Below are 20817 nucleotides of genomic sequence, written 5' to 3' on the forward strand. Positions count from 1 at the left end.
GAGTAAATAAAACATGCATTTGCAAGACATGCCCCTTATCAATAAATTAGCCATAGCTTTAATGCTTGTTGGACTGGTGCTGCTTATCGGGCATGGGCTGAAACTTTATCTTCCCGGCCTGGAAGTCCGGATTCAGAATATGGGCGCTTTTGCGCCACTGGGTTTTATTTTGTTATTTGTTGTACTGACACCTTTTTTTATATCAGCCGACGCACTCTGTTTTGCTGCGGGGATATTATTCCCGATCGGCGCCGGAGTGTTTTACATCATCTTGGCAACCTATCTGGCATCGGCATTTATTTTTTTTCTGGGTCGGCATTTATTACGTGACAGAGTCATTTCGCATCTTGCTAAACATCAGCGTTTTTCCAAACTCAACGAGATAATCAATGACAATGAATTCAAGCTGATGTTTTTACTCCGTCTGACACCTTTGCCGTTTGCAATGCTCAGTTATGCCTTTTCGGTGACTCAAGTCAGGTTCCGCCCTTATTTAGCAGCTACCAGCGGTATTTTAATTTACAACATCAGCCTGGTTTATTTCGGCTATAGCGCCAAGCATCTGTCCGGGTTAATCAGCGACGCTTCGCCGCAGAGTACGGTTTCATACCCGCTACTGACGGTTGGTTTGGTTATTTCCGTGGCCGTGTTGATTTATGTCGCAAAACTTGCGGGAAATGCGGTAAAGCAACTGGGATATAAAGATTAAATAACTACGGCGCTATCATGCCGTTGTGCAGATAACTTTCTTCATAATTGAAAACAATATCCGTATCGGGAAGTACCAGCCCTTCATTCTTACCCTTATAATCAAGACGAAATAACATATCTTTAATCACATTGATGCGGGCGGATTGTTTGTCGTCAGCCCTGACCACAGTCCAGGGCGCGGTAAAATGATGCGTTCCGGCAAGCATGATGTTACGGGCCAAACTGTATTCATTCCAATGCTTATGCGCCGCTTTATCAATCGGACTGCTTTTCCATTGCTTAAGCGGATCCGTCTCCCTGTCTTTCAGGCGTTTCTTTTGTTCATCCTGACTAATATCCAGATAATACTTCAGCAACTTGATCCCGGATCGAACCAACATCTGCTCAAAGCCGGGCACGGTTTCGAGAAACTCATGATATTGTTCATCACTACAAAAACCCATCACATGTTCGACCCCTGCGCGGTTATACCAACTGCGGTTGAATAACACCATTTCCTGGGCGGCGGGAAGATGCGCGACGTAACGTTGAAAATACCAACTGCCGGCATCCCGGTCGGAAGGTTTTCCGAGCGCTACCGTGCGCGTTTCGCGAGGACTTAGATGCTGAGTAATACGTTTTATGGTCCCGTCTTTTCCAGCGGCGTCGCGTCCTTCAAAGATGATCAGAATCTTATCGTCATGCTTGATAAGATGATTTTGCAGTTTAACCAATTCGATTTGCAACTGATTCAAGGTCTGTTTGTAATCTTTTTTGCCGGTCATTTGTTTATCGTGTTTTTTGGTCATGATTAATGCGCCTCAGGAATGAAAAAAGCATTACACCACGAAGGCACGAAGTACACGAAGAAAAGCGGAGTAAAAACTTCGTGTACTTCGTGCCTTCGTGGTGAATTAAATCTATCTATTTACATTTTTACCAGACGATAAAAAATGTGTTTTGCTATTTCAGCCGTTGAGATATAGAGCATGACGATAACGCCAAGCAAGCCGAGCAAGCGGATAGGCAGCGGCTCAAAACCGATTAACGGAGCAATCGGCGTATAAGGTAACGCGACCGTAACGGCAACGATAGTCAACGTTGCGACGACCAGATATTTGCCGGGCCGACTGGAAAAAAACGGCTTGCTGCTACGCACCACAAACACGATCAGTGCGGCTGAAACCACAGATTCCAAAAACCAGGCGGTGCGGAATTGTTCTGTAGAGACATCCAACAGCAATAATAGGCCGAACGTCATAAAATCGAATACAGAACTGACGAAGCCGAAGGTGATCATGAATTTACGGATGAATTTAATATCCCAGCGTCTGGGCTGCGAGACCATTTCAGCATCGACATTATCGGAAGCGATGGTCATTTCCGGAAAATCGGTTAGTAAGTTGGTCAACAAAATTTGCTTGGGTAATAACGGCAAAAAAGGCAGGAATAGCGATGCGCCGGCCATGCTGAACATGTTGCCGAAGTTGGAGCTGGTTGCCATGAACACGTATTTCAGCGTGTTGGCGAAGGTGATACGTCCTTCACGAACGCCATGCACCAGCACGGCCAAATCTTTTTCCAATAACACAATTTCGGCCGTCTCTTTGGCGATATCAGCCGCGCTATCGACGGAAATGCCGACATCGGCAGCATGCAGCGCGGACACATCATTAATACCGTCACCCATGTAACCGACGACAAAACCGGCTTTTTTCAGCGCAATGATAATGCGTTCTTTCTGGTTGGGTTCGATTTCGGCGAATAAATCGACATCCACCACTTTATTGATTAATGCCGGATCGCTCATTTTCTGAATTTCCGGGCCGGTAAGAATTTCGCGTTCTGTAAGCCCCAGTTGTTTGCTGACGGTGGCCGCTACCAAACGGTTATCGCCGGTAATAATTTTTAGCGTCACGCCCAGCTCACGTAATTGCTTGATCGTATCGGCACAGTCTGCTTTGGGGGGATCGAAAAATAACAAAAAACCTAAAAAGCGCATGCCGGTCTCATCGGTCTTATCAATCCGTGACTTGGCATCCATCGGCTTATAGGCCAGTCCCAAAGTACGAAATCCCTGTCGGCTGAAATCTTCATAACGCTGCTGGATTTGCACGCTCGCCGATTCTATGGGCATCAAAGTGCCGTCGGCATTTTCAGCTTCCGAACAGGCGGCCAGTATATTGGTCAGCGCGCCTTTGGTGACTAATATGTTTTCGCCTTGTTTGGAAACTAACAGGCTTAGACGCTTACGGTAAAAATCATAAGGAATTTCATCCAGTTTTTCGCAGTCTTTCAGATCGAACTGCCGAAACTGCCTGATCGCTTCGTCGATCGGATTACTGAAGCCGGTTTCATAAACAGAATTAAGGTAACCATAAAATGCGACTTTATCGCTGGCGTTGCCGGATAAATCAAAGGCGCTACGCAAATGGACGGTGCCTTCGGTCAAGGTGCCGGTTTTATCCGAACAAAGCACGTTCATACTGCCGAAATTCTCGATTGAAGCCAGTTTTTTGACGATGACTTTCTTTTCAGCCATGCGTTTGGCGCCGTGAGCCAGATTGATGCTGATAATTGCGGGTAGTAATTGCGGCGTTAAGCCTACCGCAAGCGCCAGTGCAAACAAAAACGAATCCAGTACCGCTTTTTCAAGATAGACATTGACTGCAAAAATCAGCATGACCAGTATCAGCGTGATTTCCATCAACAGATAGCCAAAACGCCTGATGCCGCGCTCGAACTCGGTTTCAGGCGCCTTTAACTTAATGCGCAGGGAAAGTTTACCGAATTCCGTGGTCTGCCCTGTCGCAATCACCAGCGCTGTTGCAGCGCCGCTCTGTACATGCGTTCCCATCCATAAGGCGTTGGTACGCTGAGCTAATGCGGTATCTGCCGGCAACACGCCGGGTAGTTTTTCGACCGGATAACTCTCTCCGGTCAATATGGCTTCATCAATAAACAGGTTGTCGGATTTCAGAATCAGACAATCTCCAGGAATAACATCTCCCGCCTTGAGTAAAATAATATCGCCGGGAATCAGGTTTTCGGCGGCAATCTCCGAGGTTACACCGTCACGGATTACGTTAACCTTGATTTGCACGATCTCAAGCAACTTTTCTATCGCGCTGGCCGCCCCTTTTTCCTGCCAGAATCCTAACAAACCGCTAATCAAAACAATCGTTAAAATGATTGCCGCGTCGAGCCGGTCATGTAAATAGAACGACAGACCGGTAGCAAAAAGCAGTATCAGAATAATGGAACTTTTAAACTGGGCCAAAAACAGTCGTAAGTTTCCGGTCTGTTTTTTGTTATTCAGCCGATTGGCGCCGTAACGCTTAATGCGTTGCCCGGCTTCTTCATTACTTAATCCTTGAACTGTCGTATTCAGCTGTTTGAGTTGCTGTTCGGCAGGGATATTCCAAAATGCGCTACGAACTTCAGAGCTTTCTTTTTTTACGGTATTGTTCATGATTAAACCTTTATGTGACTCCATGGTGTTTGTCATTATTGTAGCTATCAGCCCGACTTTAAGGTAATACTCTCTGGTTGAATCATTAATCGTAAAGCCTGGAACTGCGCCTATTGACTACCGGTTGATTTGCACCGGAAAATCGATTATGACCGGTTGATTTCATCCATTTAGGACAAACCGGCGTTTCTTATCATTTGAATAGCCTAGTTATGCTATTAATGGCTTATAAATTGCTTTAGATATTTATTAAGTAGCGTATTGGCTTTAGATTTTTCTTTGTCCGCCTGTTATACAGGTACAACAGATGAATCAAAACAACTCGTTTTAGCCAGGCTGATTCTTCGCTCAGTTGGGCATAGGGTTGGAAATCGAAGCCTCGTCTATAAAATAGACTTCGCGAGCTTCATAACATGAAAATTGGGTATTATGTTTCCGTCAAAGATCGTTATCGTGGCTCAGTGGCTTAATAAACTGTTTATATTGGCTTTCCTGATCTCTATTACCGAAGCGGCTTACGCCGAAGAACATCACTTTTTGGTGCTCAACTACCACGATATTGTAACGGCAGGTAGCGCAAAATCGTCTTTAAACTCGATGGATGTCAGTGTCGATCATTTTGAAGAACACTTGGCTTGGCTGAAAAAAAACGGCTATAAAATAGTCAGTATGCAAAACATACTTGATGCGGCGGCAGGTAAGAATTCGATAGCTGATAAATCGGTGCTGTTAACCTTTGATGACGGTTATCAGAGTTTTTACACCAGAGTCTTTCCAATATTAAAGAAATATCATTACCCGGCCACTATTGCTTTGATAGGTACTTGGATAGAAGGCATCGATATCCCTGACGAAGCCGGTAAGCAATTGCTCACTTGGGATCAAGTCAGAGAAATGGTGAAGTCCGGCCTGGTAGAAATGGCTTCACATACTTATGACCTGCACAAAAGTGCCGTTGCCAATCCGCAAGGCGATAACCAAGCCGCGACGGTCACCCGTTTATATGACTTTACAACGGGTCATTATGAAACCGATAGTCAGTATCGGGAGCGTATCCATCTGGCCCTAAGAAAAAGCGCCGACTTCATTTTTCAACATGCGGGCGTGTGGCCCAGAGTCATGGTTTGGCCGTATGGGGAATACAACAATATTGCTCTCGAAGCATCGCGCGAGGCCGGAATGCCTATGACCATGGGCTTGATCGACGGTTTTAATACGGTGGCCAATATCGATGTATTGCGCCGTTTAATCATGACTGATAATCCTGATGTCCGCCAATTTGCGGAAATTGTCAGTAAATTGCGCACCGACAGATCGCTACGGATAGCGCGTTTGGATATGGGATTTCTCTATGATAAAGATCCAAAACAGACTGAACGCAATATAGACGCCGAGGTTCAACGCATCGCAAACTCGCACATTACTAGCGTCTTTCTTCAAGCCTACTCCGATACCGACGATGACGGCAATGCCGATGCCTTGTATTTTCCTAACCGGCATTTACCGGTTAAACAGGATTTGCTCAGCCATGTCGCCTGGCAGCTGAAAACGCGTGCCGGCGTTAATGTGTATGCATGGCTGCCGGTTTTTGCTTTTCAGAACAAACTGCCGGATTCATGGTATGTGCAGGAATGGCGGGACGGTAAAGCTCAAAAGTCCAATCATATTTACACGCGGCTTTCGGTTTTCCAGCCTGAAGCACGGCGTTATATAATTGATATTTATGAAGACTTGGGCCGGTACTGTAATGTTGACGGAATTTTATTTCATGACGACGGCATGTTATCCGATCATGAAGATGTATCGCCAGCAGCGTTAGCTTTTGGACGAAATGTATGGGGATTACCCGATCAATTTGAAAAATTACATGTAAGCCCCAAAATGAGTCTGGCATGGGCTCAACATAAAACCGAGCTGATTAGCCAATTTACCGATGAGCTGGCTAACAGGGTACGAGATAATCGTCCCGGTATAAAAACGGCGCGTAAGCTCTACGCCTTACCGTTGTTAAAACCGGATAGTGAAGAACAATATGCCCAATCGTTTAAATCCTTTTCGGCACATTACAATTATGTGGCTATTGAAGCCATACCTTTTATCGAGGAGGTAAAAAAATCCGGCCAACCGTTAACAGGATTAGTCACGGCGGCGGCTCGTTATCCCGAAGGGCTGAAGAAATCCATATTTGAATTACAAACAGTCAATTGGAAGACTCAGGAGAAAACGCCTTCGCCGTTTTTTATTGAACAGCTGAAAATATTGAAAAAACTGGGGGTTCGACATATCGGTTATTATCCGGATGATGTTTTTCTGGATCAGCCCCGTTTGAAGGATTTACAAAAATACTTTTCGCTTTCGGCTTTGCCTTAAATGCCCAATGCTGAAGGATTAATATTTTAAATATAAGCTAGCGGCATTATTTTTATTGCCGCACCCAATTCATAAACCACACATTTAAAATTAGGAGTTGAACAATGTTAAAACATTGCATTATCGCCCTCGCACTGCTGTTTTTAACAGTACCTGCTTTTGCCGAAGACGAACCCTCAATGCATCAGGTCTATCTGGCGGCCGAAGCCGGGAAGTTTAAGGAAGCGCAAGCCATGATGGATAAGGTGCTGCACGATCATCCCAATAGTGCCAAGGCGCACTTTGTGGAAGCTGAATTACTTGCCAAACAAGGCCTGTTCAGCAGCGCCGGTGTTGAACTGAATACTGCCGAACGTTTACAGCCTGGCCTCCCCTTTGCCAAACCGGAAGCAGTGAGCAGTCTTAAGAGTCGCATTGCTTCCGTGTCAAACGGAATAGTACAGCCGAATATCGGTAGTCAAAGCATTCCGTCTACCGTCAAAGACTGGATGCCGGCGGTTCTTTTAATCTTGGGTATTGGTTTAATCGTATTTTTAATTGGATTTATGAGCCGGAGAAATTCCAAGATAATTCCTGCCAATAACTATGCAGGCAATGGCCCGGGATCAAATATCACACCTGCCGGTGTAAATGGAAACGGCTCGGTAATGGCTCAGCCTGCTGCCGGCGGAATGGGCCCCGGCATTATCGGAAACTTGGCAACGGGCGCGGCCTTGGGTGCCGGTGTCGTGGCCGGCGAAGCGTTGATGCACCACTTTATCGATGGCGACAAAAATAACGACGTTGTTGTCCCCGAACCGCCGCATCATGATAGCTCGCCATGGACATCATCCAGCAACATCAGTGCAGATGACGATATGGGCGGTACTGATTTTGGTATCGCAGATGCGTCTTCCTGGGATGATGACGTAGCCAGTGATGGTGATGGAGATGACGACTGGACTTAGTTGGCTATATCAGACCCGGTGTTGGTAATCTTATTTTCCTGATTCTGTAATAGTCAGAGGTAGTTGTTAAACTTAACCAGTAAGCTCGGCAGCCTGATCTACGCATGGTGATGGTTAACTGAAACTATTGTACTTTTGGCGGTATAGGCAAAAATACCTATTCTCGCCAATAGGGACAGAAGAGATAATAGCGCTAAATTTACAATGCAAATTAACTCATACTAAACAATAAATTACCGGCGCTTACGCTGCTTTTTTATTTTTTAACCGGACTAATACAATGACATTACTTCATAAATCAGTAAACCTCATTCCCATTGCCATCGTTATAGCAACTGCGATATCACTCGGAGCTTGTACTGAAAATGCAGCCGATAATAGTACCCAAACAAAAAAAGTCGTGCCCCCTGTCGCAACTGTGACAGAAGATAAGATTTCCCAATGGCGAAGAGAAGCGAAATCGGGAGATCCTGATGCGCAATATAACCTCGCTTATATTTATGAGAATGGCTTGGGCGTACCCAAAGACGAAGCCAAGGCTCTTGAGTTATATCAGCAAGCCGCAGATCAGGGGCATTCTGCGGCACAAAGCAATCTTGATGCGATGAGCCCGGCGAAATAGATGGAATCCTTTAAAAAATGCTTAACCTGATCAAACTTTTTTTTGACCGACATCTTGCGCTTTCAGCATCGGAAGAGCTTTCAGAACAACAGTTGCAACTTGCGACTGTTGTCTTGTTCCTCGAAATGATGCATATGGACGACAAAGTCGAGATAACGGAACAAGAACTTATTTTATCGCTGGTTCAACAAAATTTTTCTTTAGCTGCCGAGCAAGCGGCTGCTTTAATAGAATTGGCCGAACAACAAAGAAAACAGGCAACCGATTACTTTCAATTTACGTCCTTAATCAATAAGGAATACAGCCCGGACCAAAAAGTCCGACTCATCGAATCGCTATGGAAAATCGCTTTTATTGATGGCGTATTGGATATGAACGAAGAATATCTGGTACGAAAAATTGCCGATCTTTTGCATGTTTCCCATACCGATTTTATTATGACGAAAAACCGGATTGGGCTCGGATAAGCAAACACTTGTGATTAATCGATTAATACAAAAACGCTATGAAAGATCGTAATTCCAGCGACCTTTCTCATCATATCTTGCCGAATTCCGCAACGATGGTGGGCGTCTGCATCATGGTCATCAGTATTGTTAAAAGCATGCCCCCTGGGCTGGCTAACTACCTGATCGACAAAGCCCTGGCTATAGATAGCTTATTGTTTATGGTGAGTGCCTTACTTTCCTTTTCATCGATTCGTTTAGAGCAATGCACTGAACGTTTGGAGCGTTGGGCGGAAATGCTCTTTTTGCTGGGATTGTTCTCAATGACATTGATTACAGTGATTTTCTCTTTTGAAATTGTTTGATTCAGACTTCACCTGATTATTATCAAGGGAATAAGCCTTTTATAGACTCCTTGAGCGATTTTCCTACCCATTTTATGTTTCCTTAGTTCCTGTCTGGATCGATAGAAACTATACCTATAACCCGTTCCCGGGGTGTACACTTAAAATTGTACAAATCGTAATAAGTGAACGAGGGATTTTGTTTATGTTTTTAAAAGTACGTAAATAAGCAAACCATGGGAATGAGATCGATAAAAACACATTTAACGGTAACGCTGTTATTGTGCCTTTTACTGCCCACCGGGTTGATAGGCGCAGCCGCTTATTGGTTTGTGTACGACGATATCAGAGAAAATCGCATCAAAGACGTAGGCCATATTGCTGACGCACGCCATGAAGAACTGCGTGTGCAGTTGCACAGAAACAACGAGCACGGCAAAGCTTTACTGGACAGATTGATCGCCCTCTGTCACCGCAGCGATGGCGGTATTAACAGCTGCGTCCGCGCCACGCTGGAGCAGTTTGTCTCTATCAATCATATTATCGGCTTTACTTTTCATTCAGGAATTGAGGGCGACCTTACCTTGGGCAGCGAAGCGATAGCGTTCGACAAGTTAGACACACCTTTCCTGCCAGGGCAGATTGCAACAATCTCTACGGTAAACGGCATTTCGTTGTTATCACTGATTGCTGCCGATTCAACGTCCGGTTTTAATCTAATGACGACTTATTCGGCCGAACAGGCACTGCAAGAAATATTCGTTGGTTCTTCGGTTCTGGGGCAATCGGGAGAAAGCTTTCTGGCCGATAACCGTGGATATTTCATTACCAAGCCGCGCTATCCCTCGGAACAAGGAACTATCAAACCCATTTCAGCCATACCGATGCAACACTGTTTACGCCATGAAAGCGGCGAAACTCTCGATCTTGATTATCACGGTGTTCCTATCATCTATGGCTTTCGGTTCGTACCGGAAATCGGCGGCGGTTGCATTATGGCGCATATCGATCAGGCCGAAGCCTTTGCGCCATTGACGCGATTGATTATAGACCTGGGCAGAACGGCCTTTATTTTTACTTGTTCAGCCTGGTTAATCGCTGCGATGATCGGAAAGCGTTTATCCAAACCTATTATTACGCTGACTGACATGACACAGTCCTTGTCCCGGGGAGACTTCACGCAACAAATTTCCTCGCACGGTTATCGCGAAACCGCCGAGCTGTCGCAACTGTTCAATAGTATGGTCGAACAGGTGAATAACACTCTCAGCCGGTTAAAAACGTCCGAATACGAGCTGGAGCAAAAGATTGTCGAACGCACCTCCGGACTCTACGAGCACCATAGAAAATACTATTCGGTCATTCGAAGCACCAACGAGGGTTTCTGGCAAGTGGACAAAGAGGGTCGCCTGTTGGAAGTCAACCCTGCCTACGCCCGTCTTTCCGGATATTCGGAGACGGAATTGGTCGGAATGCGGATTACCGATCTGGAGGCGCAGGAAGCACCGGAAAAAACGGCTGAACATATCCGTAATATCATGTTGCATGAGACGGATACGTTTGAAACCCGGCACCGTCGCAAGGATGGGAGTGTATGGGATGTTGAAGTCAATGCGTCTTTCATTGACGAAGACGGCGGCTATTTTGTCGCCTTCTTTAAGGACATTACCGAACGCATCCGAGCCAAACAGGAACTGCGTATTGCCGCTACCGCTTTCGAGACCCAGGAAGGCATTATTATTACCGATGCCGACGAGATTATCGTACGCGTTAACCGGGCATTTACCCAGATTACCGGCTACATGCCGGAAGAAGCCATCGGCCATAAACCTTCTATCCTTAAATCAGGGCGCCATAACCAGGAGTTTTATCGCACCATGCATTGCGCCTTACAGAGCGATGGTCAATGGGAAGGCGAAATATGGGATCGCCATAAGGATGGCCATATCTACCCAAAATGGCTGGCTATAACGGCTGTCACGGATAATGCAGAACGTATTACTCATTATGTCGGTAATTTTACCGACATCACTGAACGCAAAACGTCCGAAGAAAAAATCAGAAGTCTGGCTTTCTACGATACCTTGACGGAGTTAGCGAACCGGCGTCTGCTGACTGAACGTGTGGAGCATGCTATCGCCATTCAGGCACGCACCGGATACTATGGTGCGTTGCTGTTTCTCGATCTGGATAATTTCAAGCTGCTAAATGATACTCAGGGACATGGAGTCGGCGATGAGCTACTGGTCGAAGTCGCACACAGATTGAAAGCCTGCGTACGGGAAACAGATACCGTGGCTCGACTGGGCGGAGATGAATTTATCGTGCTGCTGGGAGAACTAGGCACAACATCCGACAGTGCCGCTTTCCAGGTAAAAACGGTGGCGGAAAAGATTGTTTCGGCATTGGCGGAACCTTATATTTTAAGTAGTGTCGTACATAACTGCTCCAGCAGCATGGGCATAGTACTGTTTTGCGATTCCGGCACGACAGCCAATAGTGTATTGGCGCAGGCGGATACTGCGATGTATGCGGCCAAAAAAAGCGGCAAAAATACCTACCGGTTTTTCGATCCTGCGATGCAGCAGGAATTGGAGCACCGAGCCAAATTCGAATCTGCCTTACGGCAGGCAATCAACAATAATCAACTAAAACTTTTCTACCAGCCGCAAGTTGATGACAAGAAACAGATGATTGGCGTGGAGGCGCTGATTCGCTGGAATCATCCCGAACTGGGCTTGATTCCTCCTGCCCGGTTTATTCCGTTGGCCGAAGAGACGGATATCATCCTGATCATCGGGCGCTGGGTATTGGAAACTGCCTGCGCCCAACTCAAAGTATGGAGAAGCCTGCCTTTAGCCCGCAACCTGAGCATTGCAGTGAACGTTAGCGCCAAGCAGTTCTATCAACCGGGTTTCGTCGATGAAGTGCGTGGGATCATGGTGCGATACGACATCGAACCTAAACAGCTAAAACTGGAACTGACCGAAAGCATGGTATTGAAAGAAATAGATATCGCTATCGCAAAGATGCTTGAGCTCAAGTCCATCGGCATTGTTCTCGCGATGGACGATTTCGGCACCGGTTATTCATCACTCAGCTACCTGAAAAACCTGCCCTTCGACCAGATCAAAATCGATAAAAGTTTCATGGAAAACCTCATGGGAAATAACAATGACGCTTACATTATCCATAGCGTGATTACCTTGGGTAAATTAATGCAGATCGCTGTAATCGCCGAAGGCGTTGAGGATACCGAACAGGATGAGCTGCTAAAATCCTTGGGTTGCACCGTATTTCAAGGCTATTTATTTGGCAAGCCGTTACCTATCGAAGAGCTTGAAAGTCAGTTACTGACAGCTCCTCGAAACTAAAGACGTTTAATATTTTCTACTGGATTTAATCCGCAACTCCCATGTGTTTTTTAATATTACAGACAGATTAATGAGCCCGGCCGGACGGTTCAATCACGACCTTCCTGCCCGTGTTTCAGGCTACCGCGCAGAAACAAGCCAACCGCCTGACGCACCCAGACATCGATTTCCGCTTCGTCCGGCGTTGGCGCTAAACCGAGTTGCAGTTTTTGAAACTTTTCACTTCGTAACGTGCTCAAGAACAGGTCGGCCAGAAAATGGGGATCCATTGCGGCAAAATAGCCGGTCTTCTGCTGGCGGGCGAAAAACTGGGCGAGATGATCCAGAGTACGTTGCGGGCCTTGTTCATAAAATTGAGTCGCAAGATCGGGGAAGCGTGGCGACTCACCAATCAGTATCGCGCGCATGCGCACTACATCAGGCCGTGTGATGCGATGCAAAAACTGTTTGGCGAAAAAGACCAGCGCGTCTTCAGGAGAGCTCTCCAAAACCTGCTCCTCCGACAAATCGGAGACAAACTGATCACTGCAACGTCTGATCACCGCGCCGAATAATCCGGACTTACCGCCGAACTGGCTATAGATAGTCCGCATCGACACGCGCGCATCCCGAGCGATGGTCTCCAGACTGAGGTTCCCATAACCGTATTCAAGGAAAAGGTCGGAGGCAGTATCCAATAACCGATCACGGCTTAAAAGCTCCTCTCCTTTCCGAGGTCGTCCACATTTAATCATTACCTAATTACTCACAAAACTCATGGGGGTCAAATTATTATGATCATACCTTAAATTAATGATAATATATCTTACCATTTATTCTTAATAAGCAGAGTGTAAAAAGGATGCAAAAAGAAACTCTCATGTCGGTTGCCGTCCATCGCTTAAATTCAATAATTAGAGAGTCAATCTCTAAAGTCTTTCAAAAAGCATGGCAGCAAAGAACGCCTTCGAATAACGGAACATTAATGCAGCGCCGACAATCCGGCCTGTTAGCCGTCATCACACTACTGGCAATAAGCGGATGCGGAAACCCTGAGAATTCAGGGACTCAACCGGGCCCGGGCCCACTGCCCAAAGTCAAAATCGCCCAGCCCCTGTCGCAAGAAGTGACCGAATGGGATGAGTATACAGGCCGTATCGAAGCCGTCGATTCGGTAGATGTGCGCGCCCGGGTCAGCGGTTATCTGGAGAAAGTGAACTTCACGGCCGGCGACAGGGTACATAAAGGCGACCTTCTGTTCCTGATCGATCCGAGACCATTTACCGCCCAACTGAACTACGCCGAAGCTGAACTGGAACGCGCCAAATCCCGGCACGAACTGGCAAAGAACGACCTGGCACGAGCCGAGCGTTTATTTAGCGCCAAAGCAATCTCCGAAGAGGAGCACGACGCCCGTAGCAAGGGGCTTCGGGAAACCGTTGCGGCAGTTCAGTCTGCACAAGCCAATGTTTACACCGCAAAATTGAACTTGGAGTTTACCAAGGTCCGCGCCCCGATAGACGGCCGGATCGGACGTGAATTAATCACCGCCGGTAACGTGGTCAGCGGTGGCGGAGCCGATGCAACCTTGTTGACCTTTATCGTCTCTACCGATCCTGTCTATGTTTATGTGGATGCGGACGAACGCTCGGTGTTGAAATATCGGCGTCAGGCCCAAAAAGGAGGACGCGGCAACTTGGGCGATGAACGGACTCCGGTAGAGCTGGCTGTGGCTGATGAGGCTAGCTTTCCTCATCAAGGCCGCCTCGACTATATCTCGCCGCGTGAGGATGCAGCCACCGGCACCTTGACGTTGCGAGGCGTATTCGCTAATCCGGACCAACTGTTAAGCCCCGGTTTTTTTGCGCGGATGCGGGTGCGCGGGAGCGCTCCGTACCCGGCTATCCTGGTTCCCGATCGAGCTATCGGTACCGATCAGGCGCAACGGTTTATCTGGGTTGTGAATCAGGAAAGCCAAGTGGAATACCGCAAGGTGGAACTCGGCGCTCATATCGGTCAGTCCCGCGTGATCACTCAAGGATTGAAGCCTGAAGAATGGGTGGTTATCGAAGGTATCCAAAAACTCAGGCCGGGTATCAAGGTGACCTCGGAACGCATCTCGCTCGCGGGCGCGATGGAGACAAATAAGCCATGAACCGATTCACACACTTTTTCATCGACCGCCCGATTTTCGCATCGGTATTATCCATCGTTATTATCCTGGTCGGTAGCCTTGCGCTAATCGGTCTGCCGATCGCCCAATATCCCGAGATTGCGCCCCCTACCGTGGTCGTCAGTGCAACCTATCCCGGCGCTAATGCGGCGGTAGTAGCCGAAACCGTGGCGACGCCTATCGAGCAGGAAGTAAACGGCGTCGAGGATATGCTGTATATGTCTTCCCAGTCTACCAACAGCGGCAGCATGGCGCTGACCATCACTTTCAAGCCGGGCACCAATCTGGACAAGGCCCAAGTACTGGTGCAAAACCGCGTGGCCCTGGCCGAGCCCAGATTGCCCCAAGAAGTAAGTCGACAAGGCATCAGCGTCAAAAAGCGCAGCCCCGATTTGAGCCTGGTGGTCAACCTGATCTCGCCGGACAAGCGCTACGACAGCGTCTATTTGAGTAATTACGCGCTGCTGCAACTCAAGGATACCCTGGCGCGATTGCCGGGTGTCGGCGACATTATCGTTTTCGGCGCTCGCGACTATAGTATGCGCCTCTGGCTGAACCCGGAAAAGATTGCCGCCCGCAACCTGACCGCCAATGACGTGGTCAATGCGATCAGAGAGCAGAACATCCAGGTTGCGGCGGGCGTCGTCGGCCAACAACCCACTAAGGAAAACACCGACTTTCAGTACACGGTCACTACGACAGGCCGACTGCTGGAAGCTGATCAGTTCGCCGAAATCGTTATTAGAAAAGGTGCTGACGGTCAGGTGACCCGCCTCAAAGACGTGGCCCGCATCGAGCTGGGCGCAAAAGACTATAACTCCGGCCTATTTCTGGACGGCGAACCCACCGTCGGTCTCGCGATTTTCCAACTGCCCGGCTCCAACGCGCTGGACACCAAAAAAGCGGTGGTCGATGCGATGGAAAAGCTCAAGCCGCGCTTCCCCGAAGGTCTCGATTACCTGATGGTTTACGACACTGTAGTATTTGTCCAGCAGTCTATCGACGCGGTAATCAAAACCTTGTTCGAAGCCATGCTGCTGGTCGTGCTCGTGGTGGTGATATTTTTGCAAAACTGGCGCGCCGCCGTTATCCCGCTGCTTGCGGTACCGGTTTCTTTGATCGGCACTTTCGCGGTGATGTCGGCATTGGGCTTGTCGCTTAATACCTTATCGTTATTCGGCTTGGTGTTGGCTATCGGTATCGTCGTCGATGACGCGATCGTGGTCGTAGAAAACGTCGAACGCCACATCGCCTTAGGCTTATCGGCTAGGGATGCCACCCGGAAAGCTATGGACGAAGTCGTCGGCCCCATCATTGCTACCGCGCTGGTTTTGGTCGCCGTGTTCGTGCCCACCGCTTTCATCACCGGGGTTTCAGGCGCTTTTTACAAGCAGTTTGCGCTGACCATTGCGGTTTCCACCATCATATCGGCATTCAACTCACTGACGCTGAGCCCTGCTTTATGCGCGCTGCTGCTGGATCGGGCGCATGGCGACAAGGACTGGTTCACCCGCTTGTTCGATAGGCTGTTCGGCTGGTTTTTCGGCGGATTCAACCGTTTTTTCGACTCGTTCAGCGACGGCTACGCTCGTTTGGTCGGCAGGCTGATTCGTATGACAGCCGTTGTCCTGGTGCTCTATGTAGGGCTTAATGGGCTCAACCTGCTGGCCTTCGAAAAAGTGCCGACCGGCTTCATTCCACAGCAGGATCAAGGCTACCTGATCATGTATGCACAGCTGCCCGATGCGGCCTCGCTGGCGCGCACCCAGGAAGTGGTACAAAAAGCCACCCGTATTATTATGGAAACGAAAGGCGTCAAGCATGTGAACGCCTATGCCGGATTTTCGATTTTGAGCGGCGCCAGCCAATCCAACGTCGCGACGATGTTTGCTCGGCTGGACGGCTTCGAGCAACGCGCCGGTCACCCTGAACTTTACGCCGATGCGGTTGTCAAAAGCCTCAGCCAGCGCCTTGCCCAAGTCGATGATGCTTACATTGCGGTATTTGCGCCGCCTCCGATCCGGGGCATGAGTTCGGTGGGCGGTTTCAAGCTGCAGATCCAGGATCGCTCCAATGCCGGTATCGATGCGTTGCAAAGCACTACCAACGACCTGATCGCCAAAGGCAATCAGCAGCCGGGTCTGGCCGGGTTGTTTACGACCTTGCGGGCCGGAGTGCCGCAGCTTTTCCTGGACGTGGACCGCACCCGGGCCAAGTCGATGGATGTCCCATTGAAAGAAATATTCGACACCTTGCAGATTTATCTGGGCTCGCTGTATGTCAATGACTTCAACAGTTTCGGCAGGACTTACCAGGTGGTCGCGCAGGCCGATTCGGAGTTTCGTATGAAACCGGCGGACATCGCGGAGTTAAAGACGCGTAATCTTCAAGGCGGCATGGTGCCGCTCGGGTCCCTGATGTCGGTCAAGGAAATCACCGGCCCCGACAAAGTCACCCGCTACAACATGTACCCGACTGCGGAAATTAACGGCAACACCTTACCCGGGATCAGCTCCGGACAGGCCATTAGTATCATGAACAAATTGATGGCTACCGAACTGCCGCCGGGATTCGACTTCGAATGGACCGAGCTCAGCTTGCAGCAAGTATTGGCCGGAAATGTCGCGCTGCTGGTTTTTCCATTGAGCGTAATCTTCGTATTCTTGGCCCTGGCAGCCCAGTACGAAAGCTGGTCGTTACCGTTCGCAGTGATCCTGATCGTACCGATGTGCATTCTGTCTTCGTTGGCCGGCGTGTGGATACGCGGCATGGATAACAATATCTTCACCCAGATCGGATTCATCGTGCTGGTGGGATTGGCCAGCAAGAACGCGATTCTTATCGTGGAATTCGCCAAGCGCCGCCAAGAAGGCGGGCTTAACCGTTTCGATGCGGCGGTGGAAGCGGCGCGGATCAGATTGCGGCCCATTTTGATGACTTCGTTCGCTTTTATCATGGGCGTATTTCCGCTGGTGGTCGCCCAAGGAGCGGGAGCAGAATCGCGTCGGTTGCTCGGCACTGCGGTGTTTAGCGGCATGCTGGGCGTGACCTTATTCGGTCTGCTGTTAACGCCGGTGTTTTACGTCATTGCGCAAGCTTTGGCGCAACGCTGGCAGTCTTCCAGACATAAACCGCCCCAACAGACTCATTCCGATCACGACTTATGAAAAAGCTGCGCTATAAGAAAACTGATACTGCATTATGCTTAACGAATCAATCAGCGCAGGCAACCGGAGTGGAAGCAGTTGCTTGCACTCCGGCAGGCAACTGCTTCCACATTTAACGACAATATAACCTATGAAAAAGATACATTTCGTAGAATTTAGCCCTGTTACACAGCTTGGCAATATGCTTGATCGAAGCAGAACTTTTAGTCTGGCCTTACTCTGCGCCGCAACACTGAGCGCCTGCGCAGTAGGTCCCGATTATAAGGCCCCGACTACCGATGCCGGACAAGACTTCTCCAATGCCGGCAACCCGGAGTTTTCTGCGCAGGATGTCGAATTAGCATGGTGGAATCTGTTTGAAGACAAGGACCTAACCGAGCTTGTCGACCGGACTGTCCAGCACAACCGCAATCTCCAGGCCGCTCGCGCTAATCTTCGCGAAGCACGGGCTCTTTACATGGAGGCGGGATTGAGTCTGGCGCCTACAGTGACTTCGCATGCCAATTACACAGAACAGAAACGCAGTCTTGGCGCCTTAAACAACCTGAATTACGCGCCGCGTCAACTGAAACTCTATAATGCCGGTTTCGATGCTTTTTGGGAAATCGACTTCTTTGGCCGCGTGCGCCGTAACGTCGAAGCGAGCAGCGACGAAGTCGATGCGCAGGAAGCAAGCCTTCGGGATCTCGGCGTCAGCCTGATCGCTGAAGTAGCCAGAAACTATTTCGAATTGCGAGGGCTGCAAAACCAGTTGGCAACAGCGCAAAAAAATGCCAAGAACCAGACCCAAACGCTGGAAATAACCCGCGTCAGGCTCGAAAGCGGTCGCGGCACAGAGCTCGATACTTCGAGGGCAACAGCTCAGCTCGATTCCACCCGGGCGCTCATTCCGCCTTTAGAGTATGCGATTCACCAGGCTATGCACCGGCTCAGCGTGCTCACCGGACAGCTTCCCGGCGCCCTGACAGAGAAGTTGTCGCAGCAGGCGCCGATGCCTAAAATCCCCGAGACCATCAACATCGGTCGGCCCGCGGAACTGTTACGCCGCCGCCCCGATATCCGCATCGCCGAACGGGTGCTGGCAGCGGCTACCGCCCGTATCGGTGTTGCCACTGCCGACCTTTTTCCCCGGGTAACTTTTGTCGGCACCTTATCTCTCGAAGCCACTACGCTGTCGGGAGTCGGTGGAGTTGGCTCGGATACTTACTCGGTTGGTCCAAGGATCAGTTGGGCGGCCCTGGATTTAGGCCGCGTGTATGCCCGCATCAAAGCCTCTGATGCCCGTGCCGAGGCCAGTCTGGCTGAATACGAGCAGACCGTGCTGAGCGCTTTGGAAGAAACCGAAAATGCGCTGGTCAATTACAACAGGGAACGAAGCCGGAGAAAATTGCTGACCTCGGCAGCCAAAGCCAGCGAAAGAGCGTATGAACTGGCGCACGTGCGCTTTACAGAAGGCGTAACCGACTTTCTGACAGTACTGGATACCGAATTGCGTCTTCTGCAAGACCAGGATCGTCTGGCCCAAAGTGAAACTGCCACCGCGACCGCGCTGGCGGCACTTTACAAAGCATTGGGCGGCGGCTGGGCATCGGATTTTGATTTGAGCAAAGCAAATGTGCAATGAACAGTCTAGCCGGCAATAACAGGCGTTTGCAGAATGTTGTATCCTAAATCATTCTGTCTGCTTTACCTGAATCGACTATTGTGCAATCTTCCCTTCTATTTACCCAGTTCCCAAGGCGCGCGCAGCGCGCCCTACAGCAATCCTTTTGGCAATATCGCAACGTCCAAAAACAATCGCCGAATAACGCTCTGGTAAAAATATCGCATCGCTAACAGTGCTCCGAGTACAATATGTAGAAATCTTATTATTGAGGAACATCTATGCAAACATACCTACCCTTTATCAAAGCGATGCTTTCCGAATGGTATCTTTTGACCTTGAATAATCCGTTGTACGCTGCGGCATTAGCGACAGCTGTGTGGCTGCTGACGGCAATACTTTACAGCATCAGGATTAGCGCGATAAAAAGAAGCAAAGCGGCCAGTGAAAAAGCCGCACTCAAAACTATCAACGCTACGCAACAAGAGCTACAGCTCAGCCAAGCGGAACTGGCGTCAACTATTGAACAAATGGAAAAAGCCCAATCTGTCGTTCAAGCCGAAAAGCAACGGGCTTTAGCGCTTGAACAGCTGATTTACCAACGTAACCAGCAGGTTGCCGGAACTATCCAGACATTGGCAACAAGTTTTGATCTTGGCGAACGGCCGTTACTTGCAAGCGAAGACGTTAAGGCAGACCCGCTGTGGCAGCAACATGATAAAGTCGTCATGCAACTGATAGATCGTCTGCGTATCGAGCAACAGGCAAAAAACGAGTTGCAGCAAACCTGTCAGGCAGCCACCGCAAAATTGGCCGAAAAAGAAACCCTGCTTAATGCGCTGCAATCGACACTAGACAATCACACTAGCCAACTTTCCAAACTGGAACAGGCTCTCGAAGAACAAAAATCGATACTGCAACAGCAAAACAATAGCCAGCAGGCTTTATCCGACACCCTGAAAAATTTCCAGCCTGCTGTAACACAACCTATAGAGCCCAAAATAGAACCTAAACCGGAAATATTCAGGGCTGCCAGCGACTGGCAACAACCGATACAAATAGTGGAAAGTCCATCGTTTGAAGATACTGCGATTGCCCAGCCTGCACCGGATAAACAAGTCGAACAAATTATTGAAGAGCCGCAAGCTGCGCCTACTTGGCAGCTTGAACAAACGCCAGCTGATTCGGTAAGAGTTATCGAAGAGGAAGAGTCGAGCGATCTGGTGCTGGACGAAGACATGCAACCGGTCGTTAGAAAAACACCATCGGTATCGTCCGACATCGAACAACAAGCGGCTGCTCCAGCCAAAGGATCACTCGGAAAAATCAAAAACCTGTTCGGTAAAAAGCAACCGACACATGAAGAAGCTCTGTATGCATCATTGGATGTCGAACAGCAACCGGTGACTCCCACTAAAGAATCACTTGGAACAATCAAAAACCTGTTCGGTAAAAAACAACCGCCGGTTAAAACAGAACCACAATGGACAGACACAACACCGGATGAAATATTGCCGCAAAATACAGATCAACCCAGTGCAGACCAACAGCCCGATGAAAAAGCACCGGGAAAGCTGAAAGGCTTTTATAGTAAGTTCAGATCGAAAGATAAATGATGACAGGCGCATAA

At 48.8% G+C, this 20817-nt stretch carries 14 protein-coding genes; 11 read left to right on the plus strand and 3 right to left on the minus strand.

All coding sequences use genetic code 11. The features are described from left to right. Positions 1–13: 13 nt before the first annotated feature. Entirely contained in the window at positions 14–709 is a 696-nt protein-coding gene (locus V7051_RS14105) for a TVP38/TMEM64 family protein (protein WP_333875828.1), read from the plus strand. Between the two features lie 4 nt (positions 710–713). On the opposite strand, the gene ppk2 is transcribed toward V7051_RS14105, so the two are convergent. Continuing rightward, positions 714–1499, minus strand: a complete 786-nt coding sequence (gene ppk2, locus V7051_RS14110; protein WP_333875830.1) for a polyphosphate kinase 2 — start codon at positions 1497–1499, stop codon at positions 714–716. A 119-nt stretch (positions 1500–1618) separates the two neighbouring features. Further along, the gene (gene mgtA, locus V7051_RS14115) at positions 1619–4162 is read right to left on the minus strand and encodes a magnesium-translocating P-type ATPase (RefSeq protein WP_333875832.1); all 2544 of its coding nucleotides are present in this window, start codon (positions 4160–4162) and stop codon (positions 1619–1621) included. Between the two features lie 453 nt (positions 4163–4615). On the opposite strand from mgtA, the gene pgaB reads away from it, so the two are divergent. The 6 genes from pgaB (at position 4616) to V7051_RS14145 (ending at position 12265) form a co-directional block, all read left to right on the plus strand. Next, positions 4616–6532 carry a poly-beta-1,6-N-acetyl-D-glucosamine N-deacetylase PgaB gene (gene pgaB / locus V7051_RS14120; RefSeq protein ID WP_334181151.1) on the plus strand — a complete coding sequence of 639 codons (1917 nt, stop codon included), beginning with the start codon at positions 4616–4618 and terminating at the stop codon, positions 6530–6532. Between the two features lie 104 nt (positions 6533–6636). After that, complete coding sequence (locus tag V7051_RS14125) at positions 6637–7479, plus strand: tetratricopeptide repeat protein (protein ID WP_333875834.1); 843 nt, start codon at positions 6637–6639, stop codon at positions 7477–7479. Between the two features lie 280 nt (positions 7480–7759). Next, complete coding sequence (locus tag V7051_RS14130; RefSeq protein ID WP_333875835.1) at positions 7760–8101, plus strand: tetratricopeptide repeat protein; 342 nt, start codon at positions 7760–7762, stop codon at positions 8099–8101. A gap of 17 nt (positions 8102–8118) precedes the next feature. Further along, a complete protein-coding gene (locus tag V7051_RS14135) occupies positions 8119–8568 on the plus strand; it encodes a tellurite resistance TerB family protein (RefSeq protein ID WP_333875837.1) in 450 nt (149 codons plus the stop codon). Between the two features lie 38 nt (positions 8569–8606). Then, a complete protein-coding gene (locus V7051_RS14140; protein ID WP_333875839.1) occupies positions 8607–8912 on the plus strand; it encodes a hypothetical protein in 306 nt (101 codons plus the stop codon). Positions 8913–9133: 221 nt separating this feature from the next. Next, complete coding sequence (locus V7051_RS14145; protein WP_333875841.1) at positions 9134–12265, plus strand: EAL domain-containing protein; 3132 nt, start codon at positions 9134–9136, stop codon at positions 12263–12265. Positions 12266–12354: 89 nt separating this feature from the next. Here the strand turns inward: V7051_RS14145 and V7051_RS14150 are convergent, their stop codons facing one another. After that, a complete protein-coding gene (locus V7051_RS14150; protein ID WP_333875843.1) occupies positions 12355–12999 on the minus strand; it encodes a TetR/AcrR family transcriptional regulator in 645 nt (214 codons plus the stop codon). A 230-nt stretch (positions 13000–13229) separates the two neighbouring features. Here V7051_RS14150 and V7051_RS14155 point away from each other — a divergent pair, with 230 nt between their 5' ends. From V7051_RS14155 to V7051_RS14170, 4 genes are all read left to right on the plus strand, one after another. Then, positions 13230–14399, plus strand: coding sequence for an efflux RND transporter periplasmic adaptor subunit (locus V7051_RS14155; protein WP_333875845.1), 1170 nt, complete (start codon positions 13230–13232; stop codon positions 14397–14399). Next, the gene (locus V7051_RS14160) at positions 14396–17584 is read left to right on the plus strand and encodes an efflux RND transporter permease subunit (RefSeq protein ID WP_333875846.1); all 3189 of its coding nucleotides are present in this window, start codon (positions 14396–14398) and stop codon (positions 17582–17584) included. Before V7051_RS14155 ends, V7051_RS14160 begins: the two co-directional genes overlap by 4 nt. A 181-nt stretch (positions 17585–17765) precedes the next feature. Next, a complete protein-coding gene (locus V7051_RS14165) occupies positions 17766–19208 on the plus strand; it encodes an efflux transporter outer membrane subunit (protein WP_333875902.1) in 1443 nt (480 codons plus the stop codon). 260 nt (positions 19209–19468) lie between these two features. After that, positions 19469–20803, plus strand: coding sequence for a hypothetical protein (locus tag V7051_RS14170; protein WP_333875848.1), 1335 nt, complete (start codon positions 19469–19471; stop codon positions 20801–20803). Positions 20804–20817: the final 14 nt, after the last annotated feature.

Source organism: Methylobacter sp. (genome assembly GCF_036845245.1).
Lineage (GTDB): Bacteria > Pseudomonadota > Gammaproteobacteria > Methylococcales > Methylomonadaceae > Methylobacter_A.

Excerpts from the sequence above, each read along its gene's own strand:
- V7051_RS14105 (WP_333875828.1), top strand. The coding sequence starts at position 14 with ATGCATTTGCAAGACATGCCCCTTATCAATAAATTAGCCATAGCTTTA.
- V7051_RS14145 (WP_333875841.1), top strand. The coding sequence starts at position 9,134 with ATGAGATCGATAAAAACACATTTAACGGTAACGCTGTTATTGTGCCTT.
- V7051_RS14130 (WP_333875835.1), top strand. The coding sequence starts at position 7,760 with ATGACATTACTTCATAAATCAGTAAACCTCATTCCCATTGCCATCGTT.
- V7051_RS14150 (WP_333875843.1), bottom strand. The coding sequence starts at position 12,999 with ATGATTAAATGTGGACGACCTCGGAAAGGAGAGGAGCTTTTAAGCCGT.
- V7051_RS14165 (WP_333875902.1), top strand. The coding sequence starts at position 17,766 with ATGCTTGATCGAAGCAGAACTTTTAGTCTGGCCTTACTCTGCGCCGCA.
- V7051_RS14160 (WP_333875846.1), top strand. The coding sequence starts at position 14,396 with ATGAACCGATTCACACACTTTTTCATCGACCGCCCGATTTTCGCATCG.
- V7051_RS14170 (WP_333875848.1), top strand. The coding sequence starts at position 19,469 with ATGCAAACATACCTACCCTTTATCAAAGCGATGCTTTCCGAATGGTAT.
- V7051_RS14135 (WP_333875837.1), top strand. The coding sequence starts at position 8,119 with ATGCTTAACCTGATCAAACTTTTTTTTGACCGACATCTTGCGCTTTCA.
- ppk2 (WP_333875830.1), bottom strand. The coding sequence starts at position 1,499 with ATGACCAAAAAACACGATAAACAAATGACCGGCAAAAAAGATTACAAA.
- V7051_RS14155 (WP_333875845.1), top strand. The coding sequence starts at position 13,230 with ATGCAGCGCCGACAATCCGGCCTGTTAGCCGTCATCACACTACTGGCA.
- V7051_RS14125 (WP_333875834.1), top strand. The coding sequence starts at position 6,637 with ATGTTAAAACATTGCATTATCGCCCTCGCACTGCTGTTTTTAACAGTA.
- V7051_RS14140 (WP_333875839.1), top strand. The coding sequence starts at position 8,607 with ATGAAAGATCGTAATTCCAGCGACCTTTCTCATCATATCTTGCCGAAT.
- mgtA (WP_333875832.1), bottom strand. The coding sequence starts at position 4,162 with ATGAACAATACCGTAAAAAAAGAAAGCTCTGAAGTTCGTAGCGCATTT.